Source organism: Streptomyces sp. NPDC110618 (assembly GCF_055657065.1).
In genome coordinates this window covers 73,729-90,155 of the sequence record NZ_JBVKBN010000016.1, presented here as the reverse complement: position 1 = coordinate 90,155, position 16,427 = coordinate 73,729, and the positions used below count along the sequence as shown (strand labels likewise).

The following is a 16,427-nucleotide window of genomic DNA, read 5'->3' as shown; positions in this document are numbered from 1 at the left end:
CTGGGCTGATCGACTCGCCGAAGGGCCGCTCAACCGGCCACGCGCTCCTTCTCCGGTGCGGCGTCCGGCACCGCGACCGCCCGGGGCGTACCGTGCGCCGCCATGATTCCGGCGATGATCAGTGCCGCGCCGAGCGGCTGGTTCCAGCTCAGGCGCTCGCCCAGCAGGAGGACGCCCGCGGTGACGCCGACGACCGGAGTGAGGTAGGTGACCGCGGAGGCGTTCACCGCGCCCCATGCCTGGACGATGTTGTTGTTCCACAGGTAGGCCAGGCCGGTGCTCAGCCCGCCCAGCGCCAGCATGCTCAGCGCGATCGGCGCGTCGATACGGGGCGCGGGCCCGGCGAGCCAGGGGGTGGCCGCCAGCATGATGGCCGCGCCGATGGTGACCTGCACGAAGGCGACGCCGACCGCCGGGAGTCCGCGCGGGGTGATGAAACGGCGCAGGTAGACGAAGGCGACGCCGTAGCAGGCGGTGGCCCCGAGACAGGCGAGCCGGGCCAGGAGGTGGCCGCCCCCGCCGGTCAGGCCCCCGGGGCCGATCAGCACCAGGACCCCGGCGAACCCGGCGAGCAGGCCGGTCGTACGGCGCCGGTCGAGCCGTTCGTCCGCCAGGGCCGCCGTACTGACCGCGAGGGTCAGCAGCGGGGTGGTGGCGTTGAGGATGCTCGCCATGCCGGAGTCGAGGTGCTGTTCGGCCCAGGAGAACAGGAGGAAGGGGACGACGCACAGCAGGACGGAGACCACGGACAGCCGCAGCCAGAGCCCCAGGTCGCGGGGGATCCGGCTGCGGGTAACCGCCATGACCGCGCACAGCGCCAGCGCGCCCAGCACCAGCCGCCCCCAGACGACCTGCGCGGGGGTCAGCCCGTCCAGGGCGACCTTGATGAACAGGAAACTGGAGCCCCACGCGCACGCCAGCGCGACGAACTGTGCCCCGACGCGCACCCGCACCCGACGCACCCCCTTTTTTTCGCTTCGGTCCCTACTGAGCCGGCGCCGCGATGGGCGCCACCGAGGGCGCCACGATCCGTACGTAGTCCTCGGTGGCCATGACCACCGAACGGTCCAGCCGCCCCGCGTTGAAGGCGATCTCCTCGTGGGCCGCGAGGAACTCCTCGTCCGCGACGACGGGCAGCGTGCCGGTCAGCGACAGCGGCGGGATGGCGCCGACCGCGCACCCGGTGAGCTGCTCGGCCAGGTCCGAGGGCGCGAACCCGCCCTTCTTGCCCTCGACCGCGGCGACGACCTTCTTCAGGTCCGCGCGCCGGTCGCCCGCGAGCACGGCCAGCACCGCCGGTGCCTCGATGCCCTTCACCCGGCACACGAGCGCCTTCGCACCCTGCGACACGGTCGTGCCGCGCACCGAGGCGACCTCTTCGGAGCGCCCCTCGGCCGGGTGCTCGACCACGCGGTAGCTGGCCTTCTCCCGGTCGAGAAGGTCGACGATCTGCTCAAAGGGACTCAACTGCGGCCTCCCTGGGCCTGTTCGGGCGTACGGCCACGGAGCGGGGCCGCGTAGCACCGCTCCAGCCGGCTGACGAAGGTGTCGACGAAGGACGGCGGAGCGTCGGTCCAGGACCGCCAGTCCCGTGTCGCCTCCGCAAGGTACGACATGCGCCGCAGGTGCTTCCAAGTTCCCTCGCCCGTTGCCGCGTTGACGTCAACGGGGAGGTGTGCGCGCAGGGCCTCCAGATAGTCGGCGTAGACGCCGCTGCCGAAGTTCACCCGGGCGACGCCGTGCGCGGGGAGGGAGGCGAGGTCGACGCGGGAGAGCGAGGTGCCGCCGTGCACGACCAGGGCGCGGCCGGTGCCGTCCAGCACTTTGGTGAGGGTCTGGACGAGTCCGTGGTCGATCGCCGCGTACCGGTGCTCGCGCGCGGGCTCGGTGGCGAAGACCTCGTCCCACAGCTCGGTCTTGCGGCGCGCCTTGGCCAGCCGCCGCTCCAGCCACTCCTTCTCCAGGGCGTCCAGCAGCGGCCGTTGGTACACCGGGACCCGGGCGCGCATCTCCTGGAACACGGCGTCCAGGCGCGGCCCGTCCCCCTCGGTGGTGGCCCGGCGGGCCAGCGCCGCGAGCAGCCGGTGCTCGGCCGAGTAGCCGGGCAGTCCGGCGTCGTTGAGCTCCTTCTCGACGCTCGCGCACGCCTCGGTGAAGGCGTGCAGGTCGTCGCCGGTGGCGCGGTCGTCCAGCAGTCCGACCTCGGCGAGCGAGCGGCGGGTGGCGGCGAAGCCGTAGTCGAAGCTGTGGAACTGGCCCACGTGCGCCCCGATCAGATCGAGGTCGGTGTCCTCGGCGAACCGGGTGAAGTCGCCCGGTGTCGTCTTGTTCCACTTGCGCAGACCCGCGCCGTCGATGGAGCCGATCTCGCCCTCGACGAGGACGCCGTAGCGGCGGGCCAGTTCGGTGGCCGCGTTGGTGAACAGCACGTTCTGGTGGAGCGTACGGCCGGACCCGTCGACCATGACGGAGTCGAACCCGGCCTCGCAGGCGGCCTGGACCACCTCGTAGTCGTCGGCGTGGTCGAGGTGCAGCCGAAGCCGGGAGCCGAGCGCGGAGTTGAGCCGGTCGACGTCCTGCCGCAGGGTGCGGAAGACCTCGGCGACGGCGGCGGCCGGGCCCCGGCCCACGCTGTCCGCGACGAACAGCAGGGCCTCCTGCGGCGAGACCTCGCAGTAGACCTCCCGCCGCGTGCGCGCCGAGAGCAGGGCGTACGGCAGCAGCATGGACGGGTGCTTCACATTGAAGTTCGGTACGGTCCCGGCCCACCGGGCGGGGCGCGCCGCGGCCTCCCCGGCCGGCCGGGAAGCGGGGCGCCGGTTGCGTGCCTCCCAGTGGAACTCGCGCCGCACGCGCTGCACTTCGGCGAGGAAGCCGGGCAGGTCCGTGTCGCCGGGTGACAGGGTGCGTACCAGCGGGCCGAGGGCGCGGGGGTCCAGGGCCCGGGGGTCCTCGACCATGAACACCACGCCGAGCAGCGGGTCGTCCCGGCGCAGCGCCTCGGTGCGGCGCGCCGCCCAGGTCATCGCGGCCAGTCCGCTGACCGGCAGTTCCTCGCAGACGAACGCCACGGACTGCGCGGCGAGCGTGTCCAGCACCCGCTCGCAGGACAGCCGCTCGTCGGCGATGACCGTCCGCAGCGCCAGCCGCTCGACCAGGTCCCTCGCCCACTCGGTGTGCCAGACCTCCGCGCTGATGACGGCGTGCGGTACGTCGTTCCGGCGGGGGCGCACGGCCGCGCTCAGCACGCCGGGCACTCCGGGTGGGAGGGGAGGCCGAGGGATCAGGGTCCGGGTGCGTCCCGTGTCCCGTGTACTCGTGACGCTCACCGGAACACCTCCCCCAGCAGCCGGGCCGCCGCCGGGGACTCGACGTAGGAGTCGAAGGAGAACGCGAGCCGGTCCAAGGGGTGGGACTGGAGGAGGTCGGCCACCTCGGCGCGTACCGCCGTGGGCTCGGCGCGGCGCAGGACGACCTTGGCCACCAGGCGTGCCACCTCGCGCATCTCCGTCTCGCGCAGCCCGCGCCTGGTCATCGCCTGGACGCCGAGGCGCAGGCCGTGCAGGCCGTTGGCGCCCGGTACCTCGATGTTGGTGGTGCGGATGCCGGCGTGTGCCAGGTCGCCGAGGGCCAGGCGCAGGGCGTCGGCGGCCGAGCCGGTGACGACGTGCACCTGGTGGGTCTCGGTGAAGCCGAAGGACTCCCCGGAGACCCGCACGCCCTCCTCGTGCAGGGCGTGCGCGAGGGCCTTGGCGTTGGCGAGGATCTGGCGGGCGTAGTCGTGGCCGTACAGGGCGATCTCGGAGAGGGCCACGTACATCGGCGCGATCAGCTCGGCGTGGGAATTGCTCTGCATCTGCGGGCAGACCCAGTCCGACACCGCCCTGAGCCTCGGGTGGTCGGCGTCCCGGAAGGCGACGTACGCCTTCTGCGGCCCGGCGATGGTCTTGTGGGTGTTGCCGTGCACGGCGTCGGCGCCGAGCAGCGTCGGCTGCGGCAGCACCCCGCCCGCGATCAGCGCACCGTCGTGGCTGGCGTCGTAGGCGAGGAAGACGCCCTCGGGCAGCGCGGCCCGGATCTGGGCGAGCGGCTGCCAGCGCAGCTTGAACGACTGGTCGAGGATGACGAGTTTGATCTCCGGGTGCTCGGCGCACAGCGTGGCCAGCCGGTCCACGTCGATGAGCAGGGTCCGGTCGACCATCGGCAGGTGGTAGGTGTTGACGCCCGCCGCCGCGGCCAGCGACTCCAGCGCGAAGTGGCCCCCGTCCTTGTGCGCGAAGTGCACGAACCCGTCACCGCGCCCGCAGGTGCCCAGCAGGACCGCCTGCTCGGCGACCGAGCCGCCGTTGGGCCGCCAGTCGAAGGTGGCCGCCTCGAAGAGCTGCCGCCCGATCCCGGTCAGCTTGCCCACCAGGGAGGCGTTGGCGCCGGAGTCCGGGGAGGCCCACTCGCCCGCCTCGGTCGGGTACGGCGGCGCGAACTCGTAGAAGCCGCCCTGCAGTGCGCTGCCGAGCATCCGTACCAGTTTGCTCGGGTAGTTCTCGCTGGCCGTGAGGCTCAGGTGCTGCTCGCGGTAGGTGTTGTCGAGCACGAAGTCCGAGGTGAGCCGCTCCAGCAGGTGCGCCACCCGGTCGTCCGACCAGGCCGGCGCGAACACCCCGCCGTCGCCGCCGGACGCCTCCTCGATGATCCCCTCGGCCGCCTCGACCGCGGCCTGCGCTCCGTCGTCGACAAGGCCGACACCACTGTCCTGTTCTGCCGCGCGCATGAATCAACCCCGTTGCATGTCGGAAAGAGCTCAAAAGAAATAAAGAAAGGAACTTGAGAAATGAACGAAGTGAGGAGTCGGCTCCCGCGCACGACACTGTGCGGGGTTATGCGCCGGACCGAGCCGAACGCCGCCATCAATGCTCTTGAGCGAGCCTCCCCGATTCTTCGGGCCCCTTGAGGCATCGACACGCCGATGGCGCCGAATGTACACGAGGAAGATCAAATTCAGCTCATCAAAATTCGGCCACCCCGAATCCTTACCTTACCTGCGGTCACCCGGTCCCAGGAATGGAGCAATACAGACAAGACGCGCCAACGACACTCCGCGCAACGCCCGGATTACGCGCATAGGCACCGGCAATCCCGTACGTACGGGCCGCGGGGAGAACACCGGCCACCGCACCCTCGATCTGACTCAAACCCGATGCACCGAACGCCGGATTCCGGCCTCTCGCGCGCCCCGCACCCTCTCCGACGGGCGAAAACGCGCAGCCGGCCCGGCGGGGCCCGGGTGATCCCGGGCTTTCGCGGCCGGACACGCGCGCGCGGGCGCGTCACGCACGTACGCCCGCGTGACCAGCGGCGCAGCCCTCCGCGGCACCGGAAGCAGCCACCCCCACTTGTGTCGACGACCATCGGATTTCGGCACCGGATCCTCACGCCCACCACTTCAAACATCGATATTCAGTCATTGCGGGGCTCAAATACCATCGGCGACCACCCACAAGATCACTGAACGCCTGACATACCCGAATCGCCCGTTCTTGAATTCGCCTGCTCGCATACTGGAATGTCATTGCGGATTCACATGGGCGTCATGCAGGATCCGCTCGGTCGGGGGGGCACACAGACGCTCCCCTCCGGGCGTGACCGCGTCCGTGCTTCGCAAAAGAAAGGTCATCCGTGCTGCCCAAGTCATCGTTGGCGGCAGGACCCGGGACCGAAGTCGCAGAAACCCTGCTGAACGCCTTCGTAACCCGCGGGCATTCCCACTTCACCGGCGTCCCGTGTTCCCTGCTGAAGGGTTTCTTCCGGTTACTGGAGGACCCCGGCTGTCCGGCCACGTACATCCCCGCGCCGCGTGAGGACAGCGCCCTGGGAGTCGCCTCCGGACTCGCCGTGGCGGGCGCCAGGCCCGTGGTGCTGATGCAGAACTCCGGCCTCGGCTACTCGCTGAACGTCCTCACCTCGTTCAACCTCATCTACGACGTCCATCTGCCGCTCGTGGTCAGCTGGCGCGGACACGGCGGCAACGACGCCGTCGAGCACGACGTCATCGGACGTGAGCTCACCCGGCTGCTCGATGTGTTCGGGCTGCCCTGGACGGTGCTGGACAACGAGCGTCCCGAGGACTCGGTGGAGGCGTTCCTCAAGCAGTACGACGACGGCCGGAGCACCGCCGTACTGATCGTCCGGGAGGGGATCTAGCGTTGCTGGACATCCGTGACGCCCTGGGCGCGCTGCTGGAGCGGGAGCCGGCCGCCCTGACGGTGAGCACCTGCGGCTACATCACGCGCGACGTGTACAACATCCGCGACCGCGCCAACCACTTCTACCTCGTCGGCTCCATGGGCATGGCCGCTCCGATCGGGCTCGGCATCGCGCTGGCCCACCCTGAGCGCCGGGTGCTGGTGCTGGACGGCGACGGCTCGTTCGCGATGAACCCGGGCTGTCTGCCGATGATCGCCGAGCACCGGCCGAACCTGCTGCACGTCGTCCTCGACAACGGCGCCCACGAGAGCACCGGCGGCCAGCGCACCGCCGCCCTCGGCGACCCGGCGGCCATGGCGCTCGCGGCGGGTTACGCCGCCGCCCACACCGTGGCGGACCTCGACGAGCTGGCCGCCCTGGACCTGACCGGCACACCCACGCTGGTGCGGATCCGCTGCAAGCCGCGCGAGCACCCGGCGGGCAAGCGGGTGGAGCAGTCGCCGCAGGAACTGGTGGAACGTTTCCGCACCCACCTGGCCGAGGGCGCCCCCGCCGTCGCCGACGGTGCCCCGGCGCTCGCCGGAGGTGCCCCCGCCCTCGCCGGAGGTGCCCCCGCCCACGCCCTCCCCGAAGGTTCCGCCGCCCTCCCCGAGGGTCCCGCCGCCCTCCCCGATCCGACGTCGCACCTGGAAGGAGCCGTGTGAAGCCCACCCTGCTCGACTGCACCCTGCGCGACGGCGGGAACCAGAACGACTGGCAGTTCACCGCCACCGACGTCCGCACCATCGTCAGCGCCCTGGACGCCGCCCGCGTCGACGTCATCGAGGTCGGCTACCGCGGCGGCTCCGGCAGCAAGGCCAGCGCCACCGCGGGCCCTTCGGCGCACTGCACACCCGAGTACCTCGCCGCGCTGCCGGAGGTGTCGCACGCCGAGCTGGCCGTGATGGTCGTCCCCACCGTGTGTCCGGTCCGGGCCATGGACGACCTGCCCGACAGTCCCGTGTCCATGGTGCGCGTCGCCGCCTACCCGTGGAACATCGACGGGGTCCCGGAGTACGTCCGCGCCGTGCGCGCCCTCGGCCTCAAGGTCGGCGTCAATCTGATGGCCGTCAGCTACACCACCGAGGAACAACTCGCCGAGATCGCCGGGATCGTGGCGGCCGAGACACCGGACGTCTTCTACATCGCCGACTCCTTCGGCGCGCTCACCCCGGACGACGTGCGCGGGCGCGTCGAGCTGCTGGCCGAGCGGCTGCCGACTCCGCTCGGCATCCACGCCCACAACAACCTGGGCCTCGCCGCCGCCAACGCGCTCGCCGGCCTGGACGCGGGCGTGACCTGGCTGGACGCCTCGCTGTGCGCCATGGCGCGCGGCGCCGGGAACCTCGCCACCGAGCAGGCCGCGGCCTTCCTCACCGCGTGGCCCAAGTACGACACCCACGCCGATCTGCCGCTGGTCTGCGAGGCCGCCGAGTACGTGGCCGAGCAGGTGCTGCCGCGCCCCATGACGGTGCGCCGGGCCGAGATCGCCGCCGGGATCAACGACCACCACTTCTACTTCCAGGACCGCATCGACAAGATCAGCGCCCGCCACGGTCTCGATCCGTGGGAGGTCGGACGCCGGATCGGCGCGGCCCGCCCGCGCAAGGTCCTCGACGAGACGGTCGAGGACGTGTGCCGGGAACTGGCGGGGGCGACGGCCGTGAGCGACGTACGCCCGGAACCATCCGAAGCAACCACCGGCCGCACCGAGGACACCGAACCGACCAACGGAGGGGACGCATGACCGGGAGCCGACCGCCCCAGCAGCAACCGAACGACCTGCAGGCCCCGCCGGCCCCGCCGGCAAGCCCCGCCCGGCGGCTGCGCGCCGCGCTGGCCGCGCCGCGGCTGGCCCGTGCCATGGGCGCGCACAGCCCGCTCAGCGCCCGCCTCGCCGAGGAGGCCGGTTTCGACGTCGTCTGGTCCAGCGGACTGGAGATCTCGGCGGCGGCCGGGGTGCCCGACGCCAACATCCTCGCCATGGGCGAATGCCTGGACGCGGCCGCCGACCTCGCCGCCGCCGTGGACATCCCGGTCCTCGCCGACTGCGACTCCGGGTTCGGCAACGTCAACAACGTCATCCACATGGTGCGCTCCTACGAGGCGCGCGGCGTGGCCGGCGTGTGCATCGAGGACAAGCAGTTCCCCAAGCTCAACAGCTTCGTCGAGGGCAACCAGGACCTCGCCCCGCTGGACGACTTCGCGGCCAAGATCCGGGCCGCCGCCGAGACCCGTACCGACATGGTGGTGGTCGCCCGGCTGGAGGCGCTGATCTCCGGGCAGGGCATGGCGGAGGCGCTGCGCCGGGCCGAGGTGTACGAGCGGGCCGGGGCGGACGCCCTGCTGATCCACTCCAAGCGCAAGGACCCCGAGGAGGTGTTCGCCTTCCGCGAGTCCTACCGCGGCGACCTCCCGGTGATCGTGGTGCCGACCACGTACAACCAGGTCACCGTCGAGGAGCTGGAGCAGCGCGGCTTCGCCATGGCGATCTACGCCAACCAGGCGCTGCGCAGCTCGATCCGGGCCATGCGGGAGACCCTCACCCGGATCATGCGGGACGGCACCACGCTGAACGTGGAGCCCGAACTCGCCCCGCTCAAGGAGGTCTTCGACCTCCAGCGCATGCCGCAGATGCTGGCGCAGCAGGAGCGCTACGAGTCCCTCGGACGCGAACTCGCGGAGGCAGCACAGTGACCGCCACACCCGACCACGGCACCACCGTGACCGCCACACCCGACCACGGCACCACCGTGACCGCCACACCCGACCACGGCACCACCGTGACCGCCACACCCGACCACGCCACCACAGCGACCGCCACGACCGAGCACTCCGCCCTGCGGCTGGACTTCCACGGCACCCACCTCGACCTGGAGGTGGCGCCCGGCGCCGACATCGACGGCGCGCTCGCCTTCCTCTCCACCCACCTCGTCGCCGAGGAGGCCAAGCCCGGCGAGAGCGACCGCGACCCGGTCGCGACCCTGCGCGTCCACGCCCCGGACCCGGAGCGCCTGGCGCCCCCGGCCGGGACCGCGACGGAGGACATCTACCTGCGCAAGAGCGCGAGCGAGTTCTTCACCGTCCCGGCGCGGCGGGCGGCCGTGGACGGCCGCGAGTACCTGGAGTGCACCAAGACCGGCAGCCGCTTCCGCTTCGACCGCGCCGCCCGCGTGATCGACGTGACGCTCGGCGCCGGCGGGCACATGGACCTCGTGGAGCTGGTGCGCGACCTGGTGCTCAAGCACCAGGAGAACACCGGCGCCGCGGTGCTGCACGCCACCGCCGCCTACCGGGACGGCGAGGTCGTCCTGGTCACCGGCGCGAAGGGGGCCGGCAAGAGCACCGTGCTCATGGAGCTGGTGGAGCACTTCGGCTACCAGGTGCTCAGCGGCGACAAGACGGTCCTGCACGAACTGCCGGACGGCTCGGTCGTCGCCGCGGGCTGGCCCGACTACCCGCACCTTGGCTACGGCACCATCGCCAAGTACCCGGGCCTGAAGGAGATCGCGGGCATCGGCGACGACTACACGCCCGCCGAGGGCCACGCGTTCTCGCCGCTGGGTAAGTTCGCGGTGGACCCGCTGCCGTTCCGGGACCGCTTCCCGAGCGCCCCGGTCGGGGTGCGCGTGCCGGTCGCGGCGATCCTGCACCCCGCTATCGGCCCCGGCGAGCGCACGGCCGTCGAGCCGCTCACCGGCAGCCGCGAGGAGCACGCCGAAGTGCTGCGCGCCAACGTGGAGTCGGCGTTCGACGGCGCCAACGCGGGCTGGCACCACTACCTCGACGACAACCGCGCCGCCCACGCCGCCCAGCGCGACCGCATCACCGCCATCCTGTCCGGGGTGCCCGCCTGGACGGTGACCGGCCCGGGCGACCTGACCGCCGAGAACGTGCCGCCCGCGATCGCCGGACCCGCGGGGGAGGCCCGGTGATCGAACTGACGGTGGAGAGCACCGGCCTCAACTCCCACTACGACCTCACCGACCGGATCGCCACCGCTCTCCAGGAGCACGGCACCGGCGACGGCCTGGCCGGGGTGTTCGCCCACGGCAGCACCATCGGGCTCACCGTGATGCGCTACGAACCGGGCGCCGTGCAGGACCTGCTGCGCACCCTGGAACGGATCGCGCCGGAGTCGCCCGCCGACGGCGGCCGCTATCTGCACGAGCTGACCACCGCCGACCCCAACGGCTTCTCGCACCTGAAGTCGTCGCTGCTCGGCACCAGTCTGCTCGTCCCCTTCCGGGACGGCCGCCTCGCCATGTCGCCGAGCCACCGCGTGGTGCTCTTCGACTTCGACCTGAAGCCCGCCACCCGCCGCGTCTTCCTGGACGCGCCCCGGCCCGCGGCGCCCGCCCACCGCCCCCACGAGATCAAGGAGAACAGCCGGTGAAGCTGCGGCTGGCCACCCCCGGCCCCACCGAAGTTCCGCAGCGGCTGCTGCTGGCCGGGGCCCGCGAGATCATCCACCACCGCTCCACCGAGATGGAGCAGCTGATCCACGAGATCAGCGGCGCCCTGCCCCCGCTGTTCGGCACCAGTGCCCCCGTGTACACCATCGCCTCCTCCGGGACCGGCGCGATGGAGGCCGCGGTCGCCAACTGCTTCTCGCCCGGCGACGAGGTCCTGGTCGTCTCCAACGGCTACTTCGGCGAACGCTTCCAGGCGATCTGCCGGTCGTACGGGCTCACCGTGCACGTCGTCCAGAGCGACTGGGGCACCAGCGCCGACCCCGAGCGGGTGGCGGCCACGTACCGCGAACACCCCGGGATCAAGGGCGCGTTCGTCGTCTACAGCGAGACCTCCACAGGTGCGCTCAACGATGTCGAGGCGATCGGGCGGATCTTCCGCAACACCGATGTGGTAGTGGTCGTGGACGCCATCAGCGGTCTGCTGGTGCACCCGCTGGAGATGGACGCCTGGGGCCTGGACGTGGTCCTCGCCGCCTCCCACAAGGGGTTCATGCTTCCGCCCGGGCTCGCCTTCGTCGCCCTCTCCGAGAAGGCGTGGACGGCGGTGGAGAAGGCCACCGGCCCGAACTACTACTGGTCGTTCGAGCGCCTGCGCCACTTCTACCCGATGTCGTCCTCCTCCCCCGCGGTGTCCCTGCTGCTCGCCCTGCACGAGTCGCTGCGGATGCTGGACGAGGAGGGCACGGACGCCTTCCGCGCCCGCCACGCCGTCCTCGGCAGGGCGGCCGAACGCGCCCTGCTCAAGCTGGGGTTCAGCACCTTCGTCCAGGCCCCGCACCGGCGCAGCCACGTCATCACCTCGGCCCTCGCCCCCGAGGGCATCGACACCGGCCGCCTGCTGAAGACGCTGTCCACGTCCTACGGCGTCACGATGACCGGCGGCCAGGCCCACCTCAAGGGCAAGCTCATCCGGGTCGGGCACGTGGGCGCCGCCGACTCCCTCGACCTGTGCGGGATCTTCGGCGCCCTGGAGATGGCCCTGCTCGACCTGGGCCACAGCTTCACGCCGGGCTCCGGCGTCGGCGAGATCATCCGTACGTTCCACGAGGAGGGCCGCTGATGCTCGTCCTGTTCCAGCGGGAGACCTGCCCCGACTGCAAGCCGGTGCGCGAACTGCTCACCCGGCTCCAGGTCTCCTACATCAACGTCAACGTGCCCAAGCCGCGCGAGGAGCGGCACGAGCTGATCCGCACCACGGGCAGCAAGTTCATCCCGGCCCTGGTGGACGGCGCCACCGTGATCCCGGGCAAGCTGCGGGAGAACGCGGACATCATCGCGTACCTCAAGGAGCGCTTCGGCGACCCGGACGAGGTGGCAGCCAAGACCGCCGACGCGCGCGACGAGGTGGCCGCCAAGACCGCCGCCGAGACCGGTGCCGGCGGGTCGGAGCCCGCGGCATGACCTCCGGTCGCCAGGTGCCCGCGACACCGCGTCTCGCGGTGCTCGCGGGCACCCCGCAACTGGTGCGCGCAGCACAAGCGTTGGGGATCGCCACGGTCTTCGTGCACGACGCCTCGGAACCGGCGCCGCCCGTCGCCGCGGAGGCCGACACGGCCCTCGCGGCGGACCTGGCGGACACCGGGGCGCTGCACGCGGCCCTGGCCCCGCTGCACGCCGAGCACCCCTTCGGCCGGGTGCTGTCGCTCACCGAGCGCGGCCTGCTGCCCACGGCCGCGCTCGCCGAACGGCTCGGCCTGCCCGGGAACTCCCTGCGCACCGTGCGCCTGCTCCAGGACAAGCAGCGCATGCGGGAACTGCTCAACGCCCGGGGCATCGGCCCGGTGCACACCGCCGCACCGCGCGACGCGGCGGACCTGGCCGAGTTCTGCCGTGCGACGGACGGTCCGGTCGTCCTCAAACCGGCGGCCGGCACCGGCAGCCAGGCGGTCTTCAAGGTGCCCGACGCGCGGGCGGCCGAGGAGACTTGGCGGGCCTTCGAGGCGGCGGGCGGCACCGAGCCGATCGCCGAGGAGTACCTGGACGGCCCGGAGATCAGCGTGGAGAGCTTCTCCCACGAGGGGAAGCACACGGTACTGGCGGTCACCGACAAGCTGGTCGGCACGGCGTTCGTGGAGACGGGCCACACCCAGCCGAGCGCCCTCCCCGCGCCTGTCCTGGCGGAGGTGACCGGCCTGGTCCACGCCTTCCTCGACGCCGTGGGCCTGGTGGAGGGCCCCGCCCACACCGAGGTCAAGGTCACCGCGAAGGGCCCGCGCGTCCTGGAGTCGCACAACCGCATCGGCGGCGACAAGATCCGCGAACTCCTGCGCCGCGCCTACGGCCTGGACGTGGTAACCCTGACCGCGGCCTGCCCGTTCGGCCTGCTGAGCGCACCCACCGCCCCGCCGGTGGCCCGCCGGGGAGCGGCCATCCGCTTCCTCACCCCACCCCCCGGAAAGGTGGACCACATCACCCTGCCGGACACCACCGGCACCACCGCCGAGATCCACCTGGACGTCGAGGCAGGCGCCCCGGTCCGCCCGGTACGTGCCTCGGGGGACCGCGCCGGATACGTCATCGCTGATGGCACCGACGCGGCCGAAGCAGCCCGGGTGTGCGAGGAGTTGGCGTCCCGCGTGCGGATCAGGACGAGCGGGTGAGAGCAGTGCGCCGTGCCGTGGTGACCGACATCCACGGGGACCCGGCACGCCTGCGCGCGGTCCTTTCGCGGATCCGCACACAGGGTGTGGACGAAGTGCTCTGCCTGGGCGACGTCTTCGAGTGCCGGATAGGCAAACGGGACGCGCCCGCGTACGAGTTCAAGGGCAGCCTGACGGACGTCTTCGACCCGGACCCCGAACTCGCCAGCCTCCTGGACGGCGTACGGCTGGTGCGCGGCAACCAGGAGGAACGGATCCGCGCACTGGTGCCCGACACCCATCTTCCCGACTGGGCGCGCCCCCTGCTCGACGCCCCCTTGGAGCACCGCACCGACTTCGCCCGGTACTGCCACGGCCACTCATTGCCCTGGCGGGAGTTGGAGCCGGGTCGGTGGTGCCCCGCCGAGGCGGACTTCCCCGGCCGGGCCCTGGTGCACGGCCACCACCACCGCAGTGCCCTGTACCGGCTGCGGCCGGGCGGACCGACGCACGTGGACCACGTGCCCGTACGTTTCGGGGAGCCGGTCCCCCTGGCCCCGGACGCCCGCTACATCGTCAACGTGGGCTCGGTGGCCCCCTGCGCCCCGGACCGGGGCCCCTCCCCCGCCTGGGCCGTGATCGACGAAGCGGCGGCCACCGTCACCTACCACAACCCTCAAACTACGGAGTAGCAGTGACCCGGCAGGTACTCCTGCTCAACTCGGACAAGCCCGAGGTCCTCAGGGCCCTGACCCGCCGCCCCGACGTCACCGTCCGCGTCATGACCCGCAAGGTCTACGCCGACCTGTACCGCGACCACGAGACGGCGTACGTCGACAGCTTCGCCGACCTGACCCAGGTCGAGCAGGCCGCGTACGAACTCGCCGCCCACGGCCCCGTCGACCACGTCATCGCGGCGACGGAGAAGAGCGTGGTGGCGGCGGGCCTGGTCCGCGCCCTGCTCGGTGTACCGGGTCCGGGCGTGGACCAGTCCCTCTGGGCGGCCCACAAGCGGGCGATGAAGGACAGGCTGCGGGCGGCGGGACTCCCGGTGACGGACCACGCCCAGGCCGCCACGCTCTTCGACGTACCCGGGGCGGCGGAGCGGACCGGCTGGCCGATCATGATCAAGCCGGTGTTCGGCGCGGCGTCCAAGTGCACGTACCGCGTGGACTCCGAGGAGGAGTTCACGGAACGCCACGGTTCAGGCGACTTCGCCGACCTGGCGGCCGGGCGACTACCGATCCAGGTCGAACGCCTGGTGCGCTTCACACACGAATACCACTGCGACGGAGTCGTCCATGAGGGCAAGGTAGCGCACGCGGCGGTCTCCCGCTACTACCTCCCGCCCCTGCGCATCACGCCGAACCTGAACAGCGGCTACATCGCGGACCGGAAGGACCCGTTCTCGCGGCAGGTGCTGGAATTGCACGCCCAGGTGGTCTCAGCACTCTCCCTGCCCGCCGGGGTCACCCACCTGGAGGTCTTCCGCACCGGGACGGGCCCGGTGATCGGCGAAGTGGCGGTCCGGCCGGGCGGCATGGGCATCTCCCGCATGTGGTGGCACGCGTTCGGCCTGGACCTGTGGGAGGAGTTCGTCCGCGTCTCGACCGGCGAACCCCCCAGCCCCGCACCCCTCACTCCCCGACCCGCGACAGTGGGCCGCACCCGCCTGCCGGCCCTCCCCGGCCTCCGCGAACAGGTGCTGACCAGGCCCGGGGTCCTGGAGGTCCTGACACCGGAGGAGTGCGCGAGCCCGGCACACCTGGAGGCGTACTTCGAGGCGCAGGACGAGGAATCCGCGGAGCGTGTCATAGCGGAGCTGCACAGCCTGGCGGTGCCCCCCGCATGACGACAACGGCACCCCCCACCCCCCGCCGGACACGAGCCCTGCTCACGGCGGCGCTCCCCGCCCCGGGCGCGCCCCGCCTCCTGGCCCTGTCCTGGCTGGTCAAAACGGTGGGCAGCGGCCTGTACCTGACGACGAGCACCCTGTTCTTCACCCGGGTCGTCGGCCTGCCCGTCCACCAGGTGGCCACGGGCCTCACGGTCGCCGGAATCGCGGCGCTGGCAGGAGCGGTCCCCCTGGGCAAACTGGCGGACCGCTACGGCCCGCGCCGGACCTACACCGCCCTCCTGGCCGTCCAGTTCGCCACGATGGCCGCCCTGATCTTCGCCCGCACATTCCCTGCCTTCGCGGCCCTGATCCTGGTCTTCCTCCTGGCCGAACAGGGCAGCACGGCGGCCCGGGGCGCACTGGTGGCCACGGCGGGAGAGGGCGCCGAACGCGTCCGCCTGCGGGCCTACCTGCGCGTGGTGACCAACATCGGCATCACGCTCGGCGCGGCGGCCTCGGCCCTGGTCATCCAGGCGGACTCGAAGACGGGCTACATGGTCCTGCTGGGGTGCACGGCACTGACGTACCCGGCAGCGGCGCTACCGCTGCGCGGCCTGCGAGCCCGCGAGCCCGGCCCGGCCGAGAAGCCGTCGTCGCACCCCGGCGCGGGCTGGCAGGTCCTGCGGGACCGCCGCTACGCCGCGATCACTCTGATCTGCGGAGTCCTGTCCCTGCAGGCCCAGGTGCTGTCCTTCGCGGTCCCGCTGTGGGTCCTGGAACACACGGAAGCCCCGCGGGTGCTGGTGTCGGCGATGGTCACCGTCAACACGGTGATGGTGATCTGCCTCCAGATCCGCTTCAGCAGAGGAGCGGAGGACAACGCCCGGGCGGCGGCGATGTGCCGAGCCGCAGGCCTCGCCCTCCTCGCGGCCTGCGCGCTGGTGTCCTTCACCGCCGGTCTCTCCGGCTGGCAGGCCGGCACCCTCCTCCTGCTCTTCGCGGCGGCCCTGACGCTGGGCGAACTCTGGCTGTCCGCAGGCTCCTTCGGCCTCAGCTTCAACCTCGCCCCGGACGACATGCACGGCCAGTACCAGGGCTTCTTCTCCCTGGGCCGCGGCGCAGCCACAGCCCTGGCCCCGGCCCTGATCGCCACCCTCTGCCTGGGCGACCATCCACGCGCGGGGTGGCTGGTGCTCGGCGCACTGTTCGCGGCGGCAGGGGCGGCGGCACCACTGGCGCTGCGGGTGAGGGGGACGTCGGGACAGGCACCATTTATCTGAACCAAGAAAGCCCAGC

16 protein-coding genes are annotated in these 16,427 nt (G+C 71.9%); 12 read left to right on the top strand and 4 right to left on the bottom strand.

What is annotated here, in order from left to right:
• Positions 1–29: 29 nt before the first annotated feature.
• The 4 genes from ACZ7L7_RS25675 to ACZ7L7_RS25660 all read right to left on the bottom strand — a co-directional run bounded on the left by ACZ7L7_RS25675 (position 30) and on the right by ACZ7L7_RS25660 (position 4,768).
• Positions 30–953, bottom strand: coding sequence for a DMT family transporter (locus ACZ7L7_RS25675; protein ID WP_285514214.1), 924 nt, complete (start codon positions 951–953; stop codon positions 30–32).
• Positions 954–984: 31 nt separating this feature from the next.
• On the bottom strand, positions 985–1,467 hold the full coding sequence (locus ACZ7L7_RS25670) for a YbaK/EbsC family protein (RefSeq protein ID WP_285514215.1): 483 nt from the start codon (positions 1,465–1,467) through the stop codon (positions 985–987).
• A complete protein-coding gene (locus ACZ7L7_RS25665; protein WP_093722582.1) occupies positions 1,464–3,248 on the bottom strand; it encodes a class II fructose-bisphosphate aldolase in 1,785 nt (594 codons plus the stop codon). Before ACZ7L7_RS25665 ends, ACZ7L7_RS25670 begins: the two co-directional genes overlap by 4 nt.
• A 77-nt stretch (positions 3,249–3,325) precedes the next feature.
• Entirely contained in the window at positions 3,326–4,768 is a 1,443-nt protein-coding gene (locus ACZ7L7_RS25660; RefSeq protein WP_472077348.1) for a PLP-dependent aminotransferase family protein, read from the bottom strand.
• A gap of 905 nt (positions 4,769–5,673) precedes the next feature.
• Between ACZ7L7_RS25660 and ACZ7L7_RS25655 the strand changes: the two genes are divergently transcribed.
• The 12 genes from ACZ7L7_RS25655 to ACZ7L7_RS25600 are packed head-to-tail and all read left to right on the top strand — an operon-like array spanning position 5,674 to position 16,411.
• Positions 5,674–6,198, top strand: a complete 525-nt coding sequence (locus tag ACZ7L7_RS25655) for a thiamine pyrophosphate-binding protein (protein WP_285514218.1) — start codon at positions 5,674–5,676, stop codon at positions 6,196–6,198.
• 2 nt (positions 6,199–6,200) lie between these two features.
• A complete protein-coding gene (locus ACZ7L7_RS25650; RefSeq protein ID WP_453603111.1) occupies positions 6,201–6,905 on the top strand; it encodes a thiamine pyrophosphate-dependent enzyme in 705 nt (234 codons plus the stop codon).
• Positions 6,902–7,987, top strand: coding sequence for a beta/alpha barrel domain-containing protein (locus ACZ7L7_RS25645; RefSeq protein ID WP_472077345.1), 1,086 nt, complete (start codon positions 6,902–6,904; stop codon positions 7,985–7,987). Before ACZ7L7_RS25650 ends, ACZ7L7_RS25645 begins: the two co-directional genes overlap by 4 nt.
• Positions 7,984–8,937 carry an isocitrate lyase/phosphoenolpyruvate mutase family protein gene (locus ACZ7L7_RS25640; protein ID WP_453603115.1) on the top strand — a complete coding sequence of 318 codons (954 nt, stop codon included), beginning with the start codon at positions 7,984–7,986 and terminating at the stop codon, positions 8,935–8,937. The genes ACZ7L7_RS25645 and ACZ7L7_RS25640 overlap by 4 nt, the downstream gene beginning before the upstream one ends.
• Positions 8,934–10,175 (top strand): hypothetical protein, encoded by a 1,242-nt coding sequence (locus tag ACZ7L7_RS25635; protein ID WP_285514222.1) that lies wholly within the window; start codon positions 8,934–8,936, stop codon positions 10,173–10,175. The genes ACZ7L7_RS25640 and ACZ7L7_RS25635 overlap by 4 nt, the downstream gene beginning before the upstream one ends.
• Positions 10,172–10,636 carry a YjbQ family protein gene (locus tag ACZ7L7_RS25630; RefSeq protein ID WP_285514223.1) on the top strand — a complete coding sequence of 155 codons (465 nt, stop codon included), beginning with the start codon at positions 10,172–10,174 and terminating at the stop codon, positions 10,634–10,636. Before ACZ7L7_RS25635 ends, ACZ7L7_RS25630 begins: the two co-directional genes overlap by 4 nt.
• The gene (locus ACZ7L7_RS25625) at positions 10,633–11,775 is read left to right on the top strand and encodes a pyridoxal-phosphate-dependent aminotransferase family protein (RefSeq protein WP_285514224.1); all 1,143 of its coding nucleotides are present in this window, start codon (positions 10,633–10,635) and stop codon (positions 11,773–11,775) included. The genes ACZ7L7_RS25630 and ACZ7L7_RS25625 overlap by 4 nt, the downstream gene beginning before the upstream one ends.
• Entirely contained in the window at positions 11,775–12,116 is a 342-nt protein-coding gene (locus ACZ7L7_RS25620; protein ID WP_285514225.1) for a glutaredoxin domain-containing protein, read from the top strand. Before ACZ7L7_RS25625 ends, ACZ7L7_RS25620 begins: the two co-directional genes overlap by 1 nt.
• Positions 12,113–13,315 (top strand): ATP-grasp domain-containing protein, encoded by a 1,203-nt coding sequence (locus ACZ7L7_RS25615; protein WP_471431118.1) that lies wholly within the window; start codon positions 12,113–12,115, stop codon positions 13,313–13,315. Before ACZ7L7_RS25620 ends, ACZ7L7_RS25615 begins: the two co-directional genes overlap by 4 nt.
• Positions 13,312–13,986 (top strand): metallophosphoesterase family protein, encoded by a 675-nt coding sequence (locus ACZ7L7_RS25610; RefSeq protein WP_453603120.1) that lies wholly within the window; start codon positions 13,312–13,314, stop codon positions 13,984–13,986. The genes ACZ7L7_RS25615 and ACZ7L7_RS25610 overlap by 4 nt, the downstream gene beginning before the upstream one ends.
• Positions 13,987–13,988: 2 nt before the next feature.
• Complete coding sequence (locus ACZ7L7_RS25605; RefSeq protein ID WP_472077341.1) at positions 13,989–15,146, top strand: ATP-grasp domain-containing protein; 1,158 nt, start codon at positions 13,989–13,991, stop codon at positions 15,144–15,146.
• On the top strand, positions 15,143–16,411 hold the full coding sequence (locus ACZ7L7_RS25600; RefSeq protein ID WP_472077339.1) for an MFS transporter: 1,269 nt from the start codon (positions 15,143–15,145) through the stop codon (positions 16,409–16,411). Before ACZ7L7_RS25605 ends, ACZ7L7_RS25600 begins: the two co-directional genes overlap by 4 nt.
• The last annotated feature ends 16 nt before the right edge of the window (positions 16,412–16,427 follow it).